The 16,328-nt window shown below is 56.0% G+C and carries 14 protein-coding genes; 3 read left to right on the top strand and 11 right to left on the bottom strand.

Annotation, left to right across the window (positions count from 1 at the left end):
- Positions 1-22 precede the first annotated feature (22 nt).
- A complete protein-coding gene (locus CCASEI_RS08750) occupies positions 23-1,357 on the top strand; it encodes a homoserine dehydrogenase (protein ID WP_006823400.1) in 1,335 nt (444 codons plus the stop codon).
- 30 nt (positions 1,358-1,387) lie between these two features.
- Entirely contained in the window at positions 1,388-2,317 is a 930-nt protein-coding gene (gene thrB / locus CCASEI_RS08745; RefSeq protein ID WP_006823399.1) for a homoserine kinase, read from the top strand.
- 157 nt (positions 2,318-2,474) lie between these two features.
- Here thrB and CCASEI_RS08740 read toward each other — a convergent pair whose 3' ends face one another.
- Positions 2,475-4,412, bottom strand: a complete 1,938-nt coding sequence (locus CCASEI_RS08740) for an ATP-binding cassette domain-containing protein (protein WP_081748481.1) — start codon at positions 4,410-4,412, stop codon at positions 2,475-2,477.
- 23 nt (positions 4,413-4,435) lie between these two features.
- Positions 4,436-5,203: a molybdate ABC transporter substrate-binding protein gene (gene modA / locus CCASEI_RS08735; RefSeq protein ID WP_025387731.1), complete on the bottom strand. Its 768-nt coding sequence runs from the start codon at positions 5,201-5,203 to the stop codon at positions 4,436-4,438.
- A 254-nt stretch (positions 5,204-5,457) separates the two neighbouring features.
- Between modA and CCASEI_RS08730 the strand changes: the two genes are divergently transcribed.
- Positions 5,458-8,349, top strand: coding sequence for an FAD-binding and (Fe-S)-binding domain-containing protein (locus tag CCASEI_RS08730; RefSeq protein WP_025387730.1), 2,892 nt, complete (start codon positions 5,458-5,460; stop codon positions 8,347-8,349).
- Here the strand turns inward: CCASEI_RS08730 and CCASEI_RS08725 are convergent.
- From CCASEI_RS08725 to narJ, 9 genes are all read right to left on the bottom strand, one after another.
- Positions 8,339-9,112 (bottom strand): helix-turn-helix domain-containing protein, encoded by a 774-nt coding sequence (locus CCASEI_RS08725; RefSeq protein WP_006823395.1) that lies wholly within the window; start codon positions 9,110-9,112, stop codon positions 8,339-8,341. The genes CCASEI_RS08730 and CCASEI_RS08725 overlap by 11 nt on opposite strands.
- 136 nt (positions 9,113-9,248) lie before the next feature.
- Positions 9,249-9,509 (bottom strand): DUF2249 domain-containing protein, encoded by a 261-nt coding sequence (locus tag CCASEI_RS08720; protein WP_025387729.1) that lies wholly within the window; start codon positions 9,507-9,509, stop codon positions 9,249-9,251.
- Positions 9,510-9,624: 115 nt separating this feature from the next.
- Positions 9,625-10,257 (bottom strand): molybdenum cofactor guanylyltransferase, encoded by a 633-nt coding sequence (gene mobA, locus CCASEI_RS08715; protein ID WP_025387728.1) that lies wholly within the window; start codon positions 10,255-10,257, stop codon positions 9,625-9,627.
- A 49-nt stretch (positions 10,258-10,306) separates the two neighbouring features.
- Positions 10,307-10,783 carry a cyclic pyranopterin monophosphate synthase MoaC gene (gene moaC / locus CCASEI_RS08710; RefSeq protein WP_025387727.1) on the bottom strand — a complete coding sequence of 159 codons (477 nt, stop codon included), beginning with the start codon at positions 10,781-10,783 and terminating at the stop codon, positions 10,307-10,309.
- Positions 10,784-10,880: 97 nt separating this feature from the next.
- The gene (locus CCASEI_RS08705; protein ID WP_025387726.1) at positions 10,881-12,200 is read right to left on the bottom strand and encodes a molybdopterin molybdotransferase MoeA; all 1,320 of its coding nucleotides are present in this window, start codon (positions 12,198-12,200) and stop codon (positions 10,881-10,883) included.
- A gap of 11 nt (positions 12,201-12,211) precedes the next feature.
- Positions 12,212-13,414: a GTP 3',8-cyclase MoaA gene (moaA, locus tag CCASEI_RS08700; protein WP_006823390.1), complete on the bottom strand. Its 1,203-nt coding sequence runs from the start codon at positions 13,412-13,414 to the stop codon at positions 12,212-12,214.
- Between the two features lie 61 nt (positions 13,415-13,475).
- Positions 13,476-14,264, bottom strand: coding sequence for a helix-turn-helix transcriptional regulator (locus tag CCASEI_RS08695; protein ID WP_025387725.1), 789 nt, complete (start codon positions 14,262-14,264; stop codon positions 13,476-13,478).
- Between the two features lie 353 nt (positions 14,265-14,617).
- A complete protein-coding gene (gene narI / locus CCASEI_RS08690) occupies positions 14,618-15,433 on the bottom strand; it encodes a respiratory nitrate reductase subunit gamma (RefSeq protein ID WP_025387724.1) in 816 nt (271 codons plus the stop codon).
- A gap of 12 nt (positions 15,434-15,445) precedes the next feature.
- Positions 15,446-16,318: a nitrate reductase molybdenum cofactor assembly chaperone gene (gene narJ / locus CCASEI_RS08685; protein WP_025387723.1), complete on the bottom strand. Its 873-nt coding sequence runs from the start codon at positions 16,316-16,318 to the stop codon at positions 15,446-15,448.
- Between the last annotated feature and the right edge of the window lie 10 nt (positions 16,319-16,328).

Below are 16,328 nucleotides of genomic sequence, written 5' to 3'. Positions count from 1 at the left end.
CACGTAAATTTGGGGAGTACGCATGTCTTCGAACGTCCAAGATCTCAACCGCACCGGCAAGGGTGAAGGTCAGCCAGTAGGGATTGCGCTTTTGGGCTTCGGCACCGTTGGCGCAGAAGTCTTTCGTCTTCTGACCGACTATGCGAATGACTACACGCAGCGCATTGGCGGCCCAGTTGAGGTTCGCGGTATTGCGGTCTCTGACCTGGCTAAGAAGCGTCCGGGTGTGCCGGATGAGCTGATCACTGATGATGCTCGTGGGCTGATTGCTCGCGATGACGTCGACTTGGTGGTTGAGGTTATCGGCGGTATTGATTACCCACGCGAACTGGTGTTGGCAGCGCTTAACGCGGGCAAGTCCGTAGTAACCGCAAACAAGGCCCTCGTGGCAGCGCACGCTGATGAGCTTGCCGCGGCTGCCGATGCCGCTGGTGTTGACCTCTACTTTGAGGCTGCAGTTGCCGCAGCAATCCCAGTTGTCGGCATGCTGCGCCGCTCCCTGGCAGGTGACCATGTGCAGCGCATCTCCGGCATTGTCAACGGCACCACCAACTTCATCTTGGATGCCATGGAAACCACCGGTGCCACCTATGATGATGCACTGGCTGAGGCAACCCGCCTGGGATACGCCGAAGCAGATCCAACCGCTGACGTTGAAGGTCATGATGCTGCGTCTAAGGCAGCAATTATGGCATCGCTTGGTTTTTACACCCGCGTGAACTTTGAAGACGTGTACTGCGAAGGCATCTCAAATGTCACCTCCGAAGATATCGCCGCAGCTAACCAAGCTGGCTACACCATCAAGCTTCTTGCTATCTGTGAGCGCGTGACCCGTGAAGATGGTACCGAGGCAGTTAATGCTCGAGTTCACCCAACTTTGGTACCGAAGGAACACCCATTGGCTACTGTTTCTGAGTCATACAATGCAATCTTTGTCGAAGCAGAAGCAGCCGGTTCTTTGATGTTCTACGGTAACGGCGCTGGTGGCTACCCAACCGCATCTGCTGTTGTTGGTGACATTGTTGGCGCAAGCCGCAACATTGTTCACGGTGGTCGTGCGCCAGAGGACAACACCTACGCTAATCTGCCAATTGCTGATGCTGGTGAGGCATTGACCTGCTACCACATTGATATGCAGGTGGATGAGCGCACCGGAGTTTTGGCAGCCATCTCTTCTGAGTTCGCAGCCAACGGCGTTTCCTTGCGCACCGTCCGTCAGGAAGGCTCCGAAGACGACGCACGCTTGATCGTGGTTACCCACACCGCGCGTGAGGCAGTTCTGCGCAACATCGTGGAGACCCTGACTAACCTCGATGTGGTTAAGGAAGTAAAGTCTGTCCTCCGTCTTGATAGCTAGTGCGCTGATCACGGCTAAGATAGTCCAATTATGAGTACTGAATTAGAAGTTGGCACCAAGGTTGTAGTCTCTGTTCCCGGTTCTTCCGCGAACTTAGGCCCAGGCTATGACACGTTGGGCATGGCAGTGTCCATTTATGACACCGTCGAAGTTGAAATCATCCCATCCGGTTTGAAGGTGGAGATCTTCGGCGAAGGCGAAGAGGACCTTCCGCGTGATGGTTCGCACCTGGTGGTCAAGGCCATTCGCTCTGGCTTGAAGGCTGCCGATGTTGAGGCGCCTGGCCTGCGCATTGTTTCGACCAACAACATTCCGCAGTCTCGCGGCTTGGGTTCTTCGGCTTCGGCTGCAGTGGCCGGTGTGGTTGCGGCCAATGCGTTGGCGGGTTTCCCTTTGGATGATGCGCAGATTGTGCAGCTGTCCTCGGCGTTTGAGGGCCACCCTGATAATGCTGCAGCTTCCGTACTAGGCCAGGCTGTGGTGTCGTGGACGACCATCCCGGTGGATGGCCGTTCCCAACCGCAGTACAAGGCAGCACAGATCAAGGTGCACAAGGACATTCGCGCCACCGCGCTGGTTCCTAACTTCCACGCCTCCACGCAGGCGGTGCGCCGAGTGCTTCCTTCACACGTCACGCACGGCGACGCAGCATTCAACGTCTCCCGAACCGCGGTTCAGGTTGCAGCGCTGCAAAGCTACCCAGAGCTGCTGTGGGAGGGCACGCGTGACCGCTTGCACCAGCCTTACCGTTCAGATGTTTTGCCGGTTACTGCAGAGTGGGTTAATCGTCTACGCAACCGTGGCTACGCCGCCTACCTGTCAGGTGCTGGCCCAACCGTGATGGTGTTGCACACCGAACCTATCGATGAAGAAATACTCGAGGACGCACGCTCCCAGGAACTGCGCGTTATCGAACTCGAAGTCGCAGGTCCTGTCACCGTCGAGGTCACCCAGGCTTAAGCTTCAAAGCCGAAGCTTAGCGTTCACGCCAAAAAATTTAGGTTTGAACGCCTCAAAATGGAAAAGCTCCATGCCGCTGATTTAAAAACAGCATTCGGCATGGAGCTTTCTTGTGCGCATCACCCGTGGTCTATTCCAGCAACGCCATGGAACGGAACTAGTGCTGGTAGACGCGAACTTTAGAAATGTCGATGGTGCAATCAACTTCATCGACGGAGTTGATTGAGGCATTAAGTGCGTGTGAGGCGTCCACCGGTACGGTGATGAGTTCACTGCCCACTCGCACGCTCACGCTTAACTGGGACAAGCTGTCAGCGGTGACAGAGTGCACCGTGCCGCGAATAGTAGTGGCGCCGGGGGTCTTGCCCAAAGGTTCTAAGTGCAGCTGCACGTCATAAGGGGAGAAGACCACAGTGGCTTTTTCACCCTTCGATGGAGACACTTCTGATAGAACGGATTCCGGTGGGCTGGTTCGAATCTCTAGTACGCCATGGATGTCCTGGTTGTGGGAATTGATGACGGTCTGGCCGTCTGCGTCGATCGACTGGATGGTGCCAGTCAAGCGGTTTAGCCCGGCAATGTCTGCTACGAAAGAGGTGGGCGGAACGCTGAGAATCTCATTCGTGGGGCCAAATGCCACGACGCGTCCTGCTTCCATTACGGCGATGTTGTGAGACAGCCCGGCAACATCCAACGCATTATGCGTGACCAACAGGGTGGTGCGGTCAGTGGCAGTTGCGTGTAGGAAACGGCGCCAGCGAGCAGCAGAAGACACATCAATCGCGGCGAGTGGCTCGTCCAAAATGAGTGCTTGCGGGCGCGCTGCGAGTGCGCGCACGAGCGCGACTTGCGCAGCCTGACCACCAGAAAGCGTAGAGACACGAACATCACTCAGCGCCGAGAGTCCGGCAGCAGCAAGAAGCTCTGCTGTCCGTGCTGAACTCCTAGTTACCATGGTGATGGCCTGGTTGACGCTCGCGTTCTTGGGCAGACCGGGGTTCTGCGTGAGCAGGACTACCTTCGGATTATCGTGCAAGGTGAAATTGGCGGAGGTTAAACGCCCAGCAATCAGGCTCATCAGGGTGGTCTTGCCGGAGCCATTCATGCCAATCACGGTGGTGGTCTCACCGGATGGAAAGTGTGTGGTTTGCCCGTTGGAGGTCACTTTAATGTCAGGACCTGTCACGTCCGGCTTTGTGAGCTCTCTGAGTTTTTCCACATCCATGAACCCGAGAACCTGCGCCTTTTGTGTTGCCTGGCGCGAAAATAGCATGGGCAGGCCAGCCACGATGAGGCTGAGCACCGCAATGCCGATCAGGATGGCAGATAACGCGTAGGCATTTTCCGCACTGATCTCACGCTCAAGATAGATTCCCAGCGGCAGGGTGCGGGTAACACCAGGCATGGAACCAGCAAAGGTGACGGTGGTGCCAAATTCGCCGAGGGAGCGCGCAAAAGCTAGTCCCAAGCCCGTCAAGATTGCCGGGGCGATAGTGGGCAGCGTGATGCGGCCTAGAATCATCCATTGGCCAATGCCGACACCGCGCGCGGAGGCGGTGATCTCAGAATCTATCTGCCGCAGCGCGGAATCAACCGCCACCACAACGAAGGGGAGTGTGACAAACACGTGGGCTGCCACAACGCCGGGAAAGGCGAAGGCTAATTGCCAACCGAAGAAATCAAGCACGGGGGCAAGCAAACCGCGGCGGCCCACAAACGCGGTCAGTGCCAGGCCAGATACCACCGGCGGCATGGCCAGCGGCAAATACACTAAAAGCCGGACGGCAGATGCCCCGCGACGCAGTTGTGATAACCACAGCGCCAAGCCAATGCCCAACACCGTGGCAATGATGGTGGACAGTGCTGCTGCTGACAATGTGGTCTTGAGCAGCTCTATTGTCTCTGGCACGGAGGCTATCTCAGAGAAATCTCCCCAAGGCACACGCAGCGCGAGCGCGATGACCGGAAAAGCAATGTAGGCAATCGCAATGATGCCGATTGCTACAAATAGCACCGGTACTTTATGCGTGACTGTCTTGAGCTGCGAAGCCATGGCAGTGCCACTCGCTGCGGTGTTAGCAGGGGAGGAATTCATTGTGCACCAGAGTCATTAGAAAATTAGTCTTCTGGGGTAAAATCGTAGTCGGTCCAGACCGAATCAAAGTCATCAGCCAGCAGATCCAGCAGCTGTTGTGCGGACTCCGGATTTTCAGACTCAGCAACCACTGCGCCGAAGATGCTGTTGGTAAATTCTTCAGCGCCTTCGATTTCGATGACCTCTACTGCATCTCCGGCAGCGGCAGCATCGGTGGCATATACCCAGCCGGCGTCAGCTTCACCAGAGGTGACCTTGCCCAGCACGTCTGCTACCTGGTGCTCCAGGGAATCAGCGGTGACATCCAGGCCCTTAGCTTCAATGATGGACTCAGATACGGTGCCACAAGGAACCTGTGGGTCACACAGCACGAAGGTGGTGTCTTCCGTGATGTCCTCAACGGATTCTAGACCCGCTGGGTTTCCTGCTGGAACAACCATGACCATCACATTAGAGGCCAGCTGCACTGGATCATTGACCACGTCGGCATCCTGCGCATCCGTCATGTTCTTTTTATCCGCAGTGATCAGAACATCGCCCGGCGCGCCATCGACAAGCTGCTGCACCAGAGTTGATGATCCGGCGTTGTTGATGAGCAAGGAGACTGATGGATCAAGCTCTGCGGCCTGCGCTTCGAGTTCTTCATTGAAAACTCGGGTGGAAGATGCTGCCAGGAGGTTGAGCTCGACCTTTTCCGCTGGTGCTTCCGCGGAATCTGCGGAATCTGAGCAGGCAGTCAGTGCAGTCGCAACTGCAACGATGGCCAAAGCTGGAAGGACTCGGGTCCTCATGTTTTCTCCAAATTAAACGGCAATTTACGTGTTTAAGTACAAATTAAGGTTAACACCCGCACGGATCGTAAGTCCGGGCTTAGCAGGTATTTAGAGGGTGGAGTTGGTTCAAACTAAGGTTGGCCATGATTGCTGCCACCATGCTGGTGAGTAAAATCACTCGTATCTCACCAGGCTCGGGCTGCGCATCCAATGGGCTTGGTCGAACAACAGGTGAATTCACTCAAGCTAGACAATCGAAGAAGGTCCTTCCCATGACTACTGCGTCCCCAGATGCTTCACATTCTCAGCCTGACCATCACGACCATCACGAGCACACCCATGGCACTGGGGTGCACAGCGCCCTGGAATCCCAAGTTCTGGAAAGTCTGCGTGCTGTCATCGCGGATGATGATGTGCGCACGCGCCTAATTGACCGGGTGGCTTATGCCAGCGACGCCTCGCACTATTACAACGTGCCCAAAGCTGTCATTGTGGCAACCGATATCACGGAAGTCGCCCATGCCTTCAAGGTGGCTGCGGATCATGATTTGTCGGTGACGTTGCGTTCTGGTGGCACATCGTTGTCGGGTCAGGCTTCCGGCGATGGGTTGTTGGTGGATGTGCGACGCGGGTTTAGAAATATGAGCGTGCAAGATAATGGTCGCATCATTCGGGTGCAGCCGGGGATGACCGTGGCGCAGGTCAATGCGCGTTTGGCGTTGTATAACCGCAAGCTTGGCCCGGACCCAGCGAGTGAGTCGGCCGCGACCATCGGCGGGGTGGTCAATAATAATTCTTCTGGCATGGCGTGCGGTACGGAATTCAATACCTATCAAACCTTGCGCGGGCTAACTTTAGTCCTGCCATCGGGCACCATCATTGACACCAGTGCGGATGATGCAGATGCCAAGCTTTATGCGCTTGAGCCGAAGCTGGCCGAAAAGCTGCTGCAGTTGCAGCGCAGAGTTAAAGACAACCCAGAGTCGGTAGAGATTATTCAGCGGCACTTCGCCATCAAAAACACCATGGGCTATGGCTTGAATTCCTTCCTCGATTTCGAAGGCCCGGCCAAGATCTTGGAGCACCTCGTGGTGGGCTCCGAAGGCACCTTGGCGTTTGTGGCGGAAGCCATCTTTGAAACCATCCCAGTGGCAAAGCTTGCCACCACAACGGTGGCGGTATTCGCCGACCTGCACGGCGCGACCTCGGCATTGCCGGACTTGGTGGGCACGGGCGCTGCTACGTTGGAACTCATGGATGCAGCATCCATCAAGGTCGGGCAGAGCTTTGATGATGCGCCGCAGTCCATTCTGGGTTTTGATGTGGATAAACAAGCAGCGTTGCTCATTGAATACCATGCCCAAACAGCAGATGAGCTGGCTGAGCGTGAGCACATTGGACAAAAGCTACTGGGGGACTTGGAATTGTTTAAGCCCTCGGCATTTTCCACCCAGACTGCCGACCGCAACAGCGCATGGCAGTTTCGCAAAGGCCTGTATGCCAAGGTGGCCAAAGCCCGCCCGTCAGGTACCACAGCATTGTTGGAAGATGTCGCCGTTCCAGTAGAACGCCTGGCCAATACGTGTGCAGGATTGCAAGAGCTTTTCGACTCCAATGGCTATGAAGAAGCCGTCATCTTCGGCCACGCTAAAGACGGCAATATCCACTTCCTCCTCACCGACCGTTTCGAAGGCGAAGACAATCTCAAACGCTACAACAGCTTCACCGATGACATGGTGGACCTCATATTGTCCGCAGAAGGAAATCTCAAAGCTGAGCACGGCACGGGACGTGCGATGGCACCCTTTGTGCGCCGTCAATACGGCGATGAACTCTATGAAGTGATGCAGGAGCTCAAACAAGCTATTGACCCGCGCGGGATCCTAAACCCCGGAGTCATCCTAGATGAAGACCCCACCGCGCACATTAGCAATGTGAAGCTCAACCCCACGGTGGAAGAAGAGATTGATACCTGCGTCGAATGCGGCTACTGCGAACCGGTCTGTCCTTCCAAGGATCTAACGCTGACCCCACGCCAGCGCATCGTGGTGCGCCGGGCGCGCGCTAAAGCTGAGGGGCAAGGCGACTATGCCACAGTCGCCGAATTGGATAAGGACTACGAGTACATGGGCAAACAGACTTGTGCCGTGGATTCGATGTGCCTGCGCGCCTGCCCGGTGGGCATTGACACCGGTAAATTCATCAAACGCCTGCGCCGCGAGGATTCCAACACGGTTGAACAAAGCGTTTGGAAGACTGCTGCCCAAGGCTGGTCCACGGTCAACTTGGGTGCCTCCGTTGCACTTAGCGGCGCGCACCGCCTACCCACTAGCCTGGTCAAAGCAGTCACAGATGTTGGCCGCAAGCTAGTTGGCACAGAAACCTTGCCACAGTATCAACCCGAATTGCCTAGTGGTGGCAGTCGGCGCTCGAAACTAGGCAGTATAGTCGGGGATAAGACCGCCGAGGTCCAAGCAGTGTACGTGCCGGCGTGTGTTAATGCCATGTTCGGCGCGCAAAAGGGTGGCATCGGTGTCACCGAGTCCTTTATCCGCCTTGCCGAGCGCGCCGGGGTGGCTCTTTCCGTGCCAGAGGGCATTGATTCGCTGTGCTGCGGCACGCCATGGACATCCAAGGGCATGGCAAAAGGCCATGAGGTGATGCAGGAAAGAGTGCGCACAGTGCTTGCCGATTCCACCCAGGGCGGCACACTGCCCGTCATCGTGGATGCGTCGAGCTGTACGGAGGGCTTTATTGCGATGCTGAAAGACACTGGTATCACCGTGGTGGATTCCATTGCTTTCACAGCGGAGCACCTGGTGGGCAATTTGCAGGTGACTAAGCAACAGGATTCGGTGACTATTCACCCGACCTGTTCAGCACAGCACTTGGGTTTGATGCCGGCGATTGAAGCAGTAGCGAATGCGGCTGCTAAGGACGTGGACATTCCACTTAGTTGGGGTTGCTGTGGCTATGCGGGAGACCGCGGCATGCTGCACCCGGAACTTACCGCGAGCGCTACCGCGCGCGAGGCTTCAGAGGTCAAAGGAATTGACGGTGAGCACCACGTGTCAACCAACCGCACCTGTGAGCTGGGAATGACCCGTGCCACCGGCAAACCTTACCGCCACGTGTTGGAGGTTTTGGAGCTAGCTACGCGCTAGCAGATGGCGCGCTAGTAGATACCCCTGTGGAGCACTGGTGAGCAGAGCAGGGTATCGCGACAATATCGCAGGATGCGCGGGCGCTGCGCGGAAACAGCGTCAAACGGATCTTGCCCTTGAGCTGCTCATCTAGAGTCTCACGCAGGTAAGCCTCGTGCACAGCGCAAATAAACTGCGAAGGCTGTGAGCCTGCTTTGACCAGAGGGCAGGCATTGAGCTGAATGACCGTGCCTGCGGTGGATTCCTCTACCGGGTGCGGGGCACGCTGCTTGAGCGGATCAGGCCCCATCTGCCGAAAGAGCATGAGCAGGGAGGCGATGGCATTGTCATGGCCATCAGTATCACCCAACTGGGAAGGTACTTCCTGTGCCCAGCGGCGCCCGATATCACGGGCACGCGCATGGTCCTCTCGAGTTATTTCGCCTTCCGGCTCCATGGCTTCGACCAGGATCTTGATGAGGCATAGATACTCTTGTGCGACGCCGACTACATCAGGCATACGAACTTGGAAGACCAGGGTGGGGCGGCCGCGTCCACCGCTGGGAGCGGAAGAAACGCGGACCAAACCTTGTTCCTCGAGTTCTTCCAAGTGTCCGCGCACGGTATTGACATGCACGCCCAAGACAGTGGAGATTTCGGCAGCGCCAGTGCCATTGGGGTAACCGTTGAGGGTGTCAAGAACCTCACGCTGTTTAGCGGAGAGACTGAGTGATTCGGGGAATAAGCGAGTGGTTGAAGGCGGTGCTGCAAATACTGCGTCCATAGGGGGAAGGATGCCTCTCTTAACCTCTTAAATTAAGCCTAAAGTCTGCACAATCATAACACGATGTTTGATTTGTGAATATAACCAAAAGCCTGAGTTTGCCACTCGCACGAAATGCTAGGGGATAGCGTTCGGTTTAGGAGATCCGGGTGAACTTGATGTGGTATTCCTTTGGTTCTTCCTTGAGGTATTCCAGCTCAAACCTTTCTTCACGAGCCTCAACCTCTTTCAGAAGTGGGACCGGGTTGTGAGGAGCCACCAGAATGAGGGACTCTCCAACTTGGCGAGTTCCCAGCGCGCCGTGGATTGCGCCGTGGCGAATTGCGTGCGGGATGAGGTTTGCCTGCAGGGTAGGGATGTCCTTGACTGTGTTGGCTTCAGTGAGACCGAGATCCATGGGGAAATCACTTTCTATGAGGGCGGGCCAGTAAATACAGTTTTCATCCTAGGCCGATATTAAACACGGATCCAGTCGTGGATATTGAATCTTCCATTCGGGGTCAATCCACAACTCACCCAAACTGTGCGCGTGTGAGATTTACTGTGGCTGAAGATGCATAGTCATCGGCTTCTTTGCGGGTGTCATAGTCGCGCTCTTGACCTGTGCCGGGAACCGCAATGATGCGACCAGCATGGGCGAGCAGGCGCCGTACTGATTGGTTGCGGGGGCTACCAAGTTCTTTGAAAGCGTGCGTCAAAGCATCGGTTCGCCATAGAGCACAGAGATTTTGCAAGCTGCCATCCTGGCTGCGAATTAGTGCGACACCTGCGCTAGCGTCAGCCCTCATAGCTTCTACGAGTGGCGGAAGGATATGTGGTGAATCCGGGGCATCGACGGGAAGGATGGCGAGATACTCAATGTCGGGGTGGTCCAAAATAAGGTATTCATATCCCGCGTGGATTCCTGCGACCGGCCCGCCAGAAGGTGGCTGCTCACAAGTTGCGGGAAGTCCCAGTTCGCGCGGGGAGACCACCACATAATCTGTATCTATGGGTAACTGGGCGATGAGGCGGTCTACTAAGCGCACACCGTGGACTTCCACACTGGCCTTATCAACCCCACCCATGCGGGTGCCTTGGCCACCGGCAACGATGATTGCGGCTAATGTGCTTTTTTCAGCGCGTCCCAATTTTTTTCGTCCCATTGTGTGTTTTTTCCTACTGTGCCTTGGTTTGTCCTAGGTGTGCCCGTGATTAGTGCGGAAACTCGCGTGACCAGTCGCCTGATCTTCCCCCGGATTTTGCGGTGATGGCGCATCCGCGGATATACGCGCTGCGGTCCACACCCTTGACCATGTCAATAACCGCAAGTGCTGCGACATTGACTGCAGTCAATGCTTCCATTTCTACGCCGGTGCGGTCTGCCGTGCGCACCGTGGCTTCAATGAAGACGTGATCTTCTCTAATCTCCACATCAACCTTGGCGCCATGAACGCCGATAGTGTGCGCTAGCGGCAGTAACTCCGGGACCTTCTTCGCGGCAGCAATCCCAGCAATGCGTGCAACGGCGAGAACATCACCTTTCGGCACAGTTCCGTCCTGGAGCGCCTGGAGAATTTCAGGGGAGCACGCTACTTCACCTTGAGCAGTTGCCGAGCGCACCGTGGGGGTCTTCTCCGTAACGTCAACCATGTACGCTTCACCAGCGTTATCGAGGTGAGTAAATTTCATAAATCGTGCTCTACTTTCTATATTTCCAGCTTTACATCTAGTCCTATTTCCAGCGCTCGTGCTAGAACTAGCACTGGCGCTGTCTCGAACTAGGTGATTACCAGGTGGTAGACGGGATGAGTAATACATCCACCATATCGCCCTCAGAACAAGGTAGTTGTCCACTGCGCACACGGAACAGTCCGTTGACTCCAACTAGAGCGCCAATCATATGCGAGCCCACCTTGCGGCCATTAAAGGGCGTGACCTGTGCAGGCTGCGCAGCGAAATCAATAATCGCTGGAACCAGCACATCCTTATCGCGTGCCACTGGCACCTGGCCAACTAATTCTGCCGAGACGCTTGGGATCCCAGATGTATTCTTACTACCGCTGAGCTGCGCTAGCAATGGACGGACATATAGATAGAAGGACACAAAGGCTGCAACTGGATTACCCGGCAACGAAACCACCGGTACCTGTTCTGACTTAGAGCCCCGCCAAACAGACTGGCCTTGGTGGGAACCTGGTTTGTGGTTCACTTTGCCAAACCATGCGTGCGCTGCATGATTGACCAGGACTTCGCGCACGACGTCAAAAGCTCCAACGGCCACGCCGCCCGTGGTGACAATGACGTCATGGTCGGCTGATAAAGCATCAAAAAGCGTGCGCAGCCCCGCGGGGCTATCAACACTGTGGGCGATGGTGACATCGAACTGGCCGCTGGTACGGACAAGCGAGGCAAGCATGGGGCTATTGGAATCCGGAATCTTGCCAACGCTCAAAGCTTGGCCAATGGGCGCAAGTTCATTGCCTGTAGAAATCACCGCCACCCGTGGACGAGCAAAGACCTCTACTTCCTCTATACCTGCGGAGATGAGCGTTGACAGCAGACCAATATCAACAACCTGGCCAGCCTGGGCAAATATCTGTCCGGACTTTAGGCTTTCGCCTCGGAAGCGGATATGCAGGCGGTCTACATCAAAGCCTTGAACCGCGACCTTGTCAGGCAGTTGCTGCGGGCCCGGCGCGATATTGGTGTATTCCACCGGCACAATTAGTAGACCGTCGACCGGATCGCTGACTGGTGCGCCGGTCATAATACGGGTGGCGCAGCCGCGCGCCGGGTGAAGTGGGGCATCGCCCGCGGTGACGTCTCCAGTGACAATTAGTTCAGCACTGCCGGTGGAATCAAGATCAGCGCGGTTAACGAGGAAACCATCCATGGCCGAGTTATTAAAGGGCGGAATAGCATTGACCGCTACTTGGTTTGTTGCCAAGACACGGTTGACTGCATCAGCGTTGACGGAAATCGTCTCCGTGGTGGGCTCCAGCGCTGATACCAGGATGGCATCACGGTGTTGCTCAATCGTGCGCTGTTGTGGACCGTGATGATCCGCTTGGGTCACCGGTGGTTTAAGAAATTCCCCGTGGCTCATAAGAATCGACTTTAGCCGCCAATAGCGGACATTGGGCGGTCTGGCTGTAAGAAGCCTTCATCATCCATTCCATGTCCGGGTTTCTTACGCCACATCTCACCAGCCCACGCTGCCATGACTTCATCATCACTAGCGCCCGCGCGCATCAGGTCGCGAAGGGAGGTTTCAGAATTTCCGAAGAGGCAGTTGCGCACAGCGCCGTCGGTGGTCAGGCGAGTTCTGTCGCAGTCACCGCAGAAAGGCCGAGTGACCGATGCAATGACACCAATGCTGCCGGTAAGCGGGCCAGTGGCGGAGCCATTGATGGAACCGGTGTCATTGGGCAGTACTGCATTCCAGAGTTGCGCTGGCGCAGAACCGCGGGGTTCTTCGGCTGGAGTCAAGTCCAACTTAGCTGATAGGCGCTCAAGGATTTCTTCTGCGGTGACCATGTCGGAGCGCTTCCACTTCTCGCGTGGACCCAGCGGCATCTGCTCGATAAACCGCAGCTGCGCACCTGTGCGTAACGCGAACTTTGCCAACGGGACGATGTCATCTTCATTGATTCCCGGCATGACCACAGCGTTGATTTTGACCGGGTTCAGCCCAGCAGCGATAGAAGCGTCGATGGCTTTCATCACTCCGTCCAAGCGGTCACGTCGTGTCAGCTGCGCATAGCGCTTATGGTCAATGGTGTCGAGGGAAATATTGACGCGGTCCAGTCCTGCTTCTTTGAGTTTGTGAACACGGCGGTCCAGTCCTAACCCATTGGTAGTCATCGCGATTGACGGCGGCTTGCCCTCATCAGTGCGCAGCTTTTTGGTCTCCGCAATGATGTACTCGAGCGATTTCCTCAGCAGCGGCTCGCCACCGGTGAAACGAATCTGGCGGATTCCCAGTTGTGTCACGGCAAGGGTGATGAGGCGGATGGTTTCATCATCGGAAAGCGTTTGCTCCGTTGCCATCCACTCCAAACCCTCCGCCGGCATGCAATAAGTGCAGCGCAGGTTGCAACGGTCAGTCAAAGATACGCGCAAGTCACGCGCGACGCGGCCGAACTTATCTTTCAACCGCCGGGAGCCATCTTCTTCTGCCGGCGGCAAATCTTCTGGAAGATGAGGCGCGGTGCCTGCCGATGCATGATTAAGGCCCAATTGGGGAAGGCCAAGAGACACAGAATTGTTCTCAGCTGCTTGCCCTGCATGGGTGTTAGGGGAAGAAATCTGAAGTGTCATGTCTGTCCTATTCTAGGCGCTTAACCGTGAAAACCCCAGTTTGTCCTACTCTTGCGCAGGTTCATCGTGCAGGCTTAGTGCCCTCAGGCTGAGAAGCTTCAGGTGAGCGACGGGTACTGAGATTGATGGAACACACTCCCGGGCGAGAAAGTGGATGAAGCTCCAAGCGCAGACGAGGATCGACATCGGCGTCGGTGAGATAGCCGAGGAAACCTTCGTGGACAGCGCACACAAAAGGGTGCGGGCGATTGCCATTGACTGTTAACGGACAAGCGTGCAGATCTAGGTCTGAACCTTCTTCGGAGTCCAGATCGCCTGCTGGAGGTGAGGGATCAAAACCGAGGTCGCGCAGCTTGGCAAAGAGAGACTCCAAGGCGTCTTTATCGCTGACTACATCAACGGGAGCAGCGCCTGCGGGATCTTTCTTCTCCATGGTTCGAGCCCACATGCGGCCAACATCGATGGCGCGGGCATAGGCTTCATTACTGAGAGTTTCTTGCTCGACGAGCATGCTGGTGAGCACACCAATGAGGGAGACATATTCTTCAGCGATTGTTTCTGTCTTCGGTGCGCGCACATGGAATACGAAAGACGGGCGGCCGCGGCCCTGCGCCGGTGCGGGCATGACCTGGACGGCGTCTTTGGCAATGAGTTCGTCGAGGTGGCTGCGCACGGTGTTGACGTGCGAGTCCAGCATCTTGGCGATTTCGGAGATTTTCGCGCCCTGTGGAAACTCATGAAGCGCGTCTAAAACCTTGCGCTGCTTAGGCGATAGACCCAAGGACTCTGGAAATAAATCAGAGCTTGAGCGGGGGACCTGCGAGGAAGAATTCGCAGCACCGCTGTTCATCTGAATCAGCGTCCTTTCTTGAAAGTTTAAAAATAAGAGTCTATGCAGTTGTGCAGCCGAAGCAATTGCGTCGCGGGTTGAGCTTGAGAAAGCTCGCGCGCCGGGGCACGGCGTGGATGTGTTGATAGTACCGCGTGGGCAGATGAATTAAATAACCAACCCTTCTGCGTTGCGGGTACTTCAACAGGGGAAACAACCAACTTTAGTTCCTAGTTTAGTTCTCCAACAGCACTAATAGAAGACAACACTTCTGTCTATGAACTGGGCCCAAACAACACCGTTAAACACAAAAATGACCCGCGCTGAGAAAGGCTAGAGCGGGTCATTTGAAGCATCAGAGCCCTAGCGTGAGGCTAGGAAGAACGCGGCGGGCGGGTCTTATCGGCCCGCTTGTTGTTGTCAGTATCGCGGTCAAGCTGCGAATGCGGTGAACGCACTGGCTCCCAAGCAACGTGGGAACGCATATCGGTGGTGCGGCTGTCGCGCGAGCGGTAGACCACATATGGACGGTTGACATATCCAACCGGCGCGGAGAACGCGTGCACCAGGCGGGTAAACGGCCACACCGCAATCAGCGTAAAGCCAGCAAGCACGTGCAGCTTGAACGGCCACGGCACCTCAGACATCAACTCCGGCTGGATATTGAAAATCAGCAAGTTACGCAACCACGGAGAAATGCTCTCACGGTAGTCATAACCATGCGTTCCCTGAATATCGAAAAGCTGCAGCGTCAACGTTGCAATCGTGCCGGTCAAGATCGCACCGCCCAAAAGCACGTACATGACTTTGTCTGAACGCGACGTTGCCAAAAATACCGAGCGGTTCACCACGCGGCGATAAATAAGCCCCGCCAAACCCAGGCACGTCGCAATCGCGGCCAGCGCGCCGGGATAGGTGGCAATCAGGTGGTAGAACTCATCGGAAATTCCCACTGACTGCGTCCAGGACTTCGGAATGGCCAGGCCCATGAGGTGACCGACAATGACGAAGACCATGCCCCAGTGAAACAGCGGGGATGACACGCGCAGCAGTTTGGATTCGTAGATTTGGGTGGAGTGGGTGGTCCAGCCGAACTGGTCGGTGCGCCAGCGCCAAAAGATGCCGACGAAGAAGGCGACAATCGCCAGCCACGGGAACGCACCCCACAGGAAGTTTTCAAAGTATTCCATGATGATAATCCTTTAAAGATCGTCAGGTTGGACGGTCGGGAATGGAAGATCGGCAATACCCACAACCTCAGCGGGCGGGCCGGTACGGATAAGGTCGACATACTTTTGAGCGGTCTCCGCATCGACACTGGGCAAAGACCTACACACAGCAACAATGAGTGAGACATAGGGGGAGCCGGTTTGCTGCAGCGCGGCGCGGAGAACTTCGAGGCCGTCGCGGTAGCTGGCTACAAACTCCACGGCCTTTTCATGCGCGGAACCTTCAGATAGTCCAAGCGCCTCTAGTACCACGCAGAGGTGATCGGGCAGCTCATCATTTTCATCAAAGTCAAAGCCTAAGTCCCGCAGCTGCTGGCCGAAAGCCAAGATTGCCATGCCTCGCTGGCGAGTATCGCCGACCGCGTAATAGGTCAAAAACAACGAGCAACGGCGGCGTTGATCAAAGGTTTCCACGTAGTGCTCTTCCAGCTCCCGCAGGCTGGCTGCCTGCGCCCAGTCGAGGAATGCGGCGAAATCGGCGGCAATTTCTTCCGGGAGGCGATCTAGCTGGGCGTGTACTGCGGCAAGCCGGTCATGGAATAGCTCATCAGGGTAGTGCAGCAACAGCGACACCGCCATGGCAACGGTGCGCCGCTGATGCTCAGTTACTGCAACAGGCGAAATGAGCTCCGCCGGGATGAGCCCAGTGTGAGTGCGGCGTGGATTTGCAGCGCCCACGCGCGCGCTTAAAGTCGCGCGGCTCGTGCGCTCAACATCTTTTACGCCGCCGGAAGTGCCCATGCCGGCTGGCGTTCCGAAGCTAGCAAGCATGTCATGATCAGCTGGTGGTGCGGATGCAGGAGAGCCACTGCCTGGCCAGAGTTTGAGTTTGGAACGAATATCCATGATGGTGTCC

The sequence above is a fragment of the Corynebacterium casei LMG S-19264 genome, from assembly GCF_000550785.1.
Lineage (GTDB): Bacteria > Actinomycetota > Actinomycetes > Mycobacteriales > Mycobacteriaceae > Corynebacterium > Corynebacterium casei.
This window is presented reverse-complemented; position numbering and strand designations above follow the sequence as displayed.

What these genes read in the sequence shown, in the direction of transcription:
- narI (WP_025387724.1), bottom strand. Translation starts at nt 15,433, where the DNA reads ATGGAATACTTTGAAAACTTCCTGTGGGGTGCGTTCCCGTGGCTGGCG.
- CCASEI_RS08750 (WP_006823400.1), top strand. Translation starts at nt 23, where the DNA reads ATGTCTTCGAACGTCCAAGATCTCAACCGCACCGGCAAGGGTGAAGGT.
- mobA (WP_025387728.1), bottom strand. Translation starts at nt 10,257, where the DNA reads ATGGGACGAAAAAAATTGGGACGCGCTGAAAAAAGCACATTAGCCGCA.
- CCASEI_RS08740 (WP_081748481.1), bottom strand. Translation starts at nt 4,412, where the DNA reads ATGAATTCCTCCCCTGCTAACACCGCAGCGAGTGGCACTGCCATGGCT.
- narJ (WP_025387723.1), bottom strand. Translation starts at nt 16,318, where the DNA reads ATGGATATTCGTTCCAAACTCAAACTCTGGCCAGGCAGTGGCTCTCCT.
- CCASEI_RS08725 (WP_006823395.1), bottom strand. Translation starts at nt 9,112, where the DNA reads ATGGACGCAGTATTTGCAGCACCGCCTTCAACCACTCGCTTATTCCCC.
- moaA (WP_006823390.1), bottom strand. Translation starts at nt 13,414, where the DNA reads ATGACACTTCAGATTTCTTCCCCTAACACCCATGCAGGGCAAGCAGCT.
- moaC (WP_025387727.1), bottom strand. Translation starts at nt 10,783, where the DNA reads ATGAAATTTACTCACCTCGATAACGCTGGTGAAGCGTACATGGTTGAC.
- CCASEI_RS08730 (WP_025387730.1), top strand. Translation starts at nt 5,458, where the DNA reads ATGACTACTGCGTCCCCAGATGCTTCACATTCTCAGCCTGACCATCAC.
- CCASEI_RS08705 (WP_025387726.1), bottom strand. Translation starts at nt 12,200, where the DNA reads ATGAGCCACGGGGAATTTCTTAAACCACCGGTGACCCAAGCGGATCAT.
- thrB (WP_006823399.1), top strand. Translation starts at nt 1,388, where the DNA reads ATGAGTACTGAATTAGAAGTTGGCACCAAGGTTGTAGTCTCTGTTCCC.
- CCASEI_RS08720 (WP_025387729.1), bottom strand. Translation starts at nt 9,509, where the DNA reads ATGGATCTCGGTCTCACTGAAGCCAACACAGTCAAGGACATCCCTACC.
- modA (WP_025387731.1), bottom strand. Translation starts at nt 5,203, where the DNA reads ATGAGGACCCGAGTCCTTCCAGCTTTGGCCATCGTTGCAGTTGCGACT.
- CCASEI_RS08695 (WP_025387725.1), bottom strand. Translation starts at nt 14,264, where the DNA reads ATGAACAGCGGTGCTGCGAATTCTTCCTCGCAGGTCCCCCGCTCAAGC.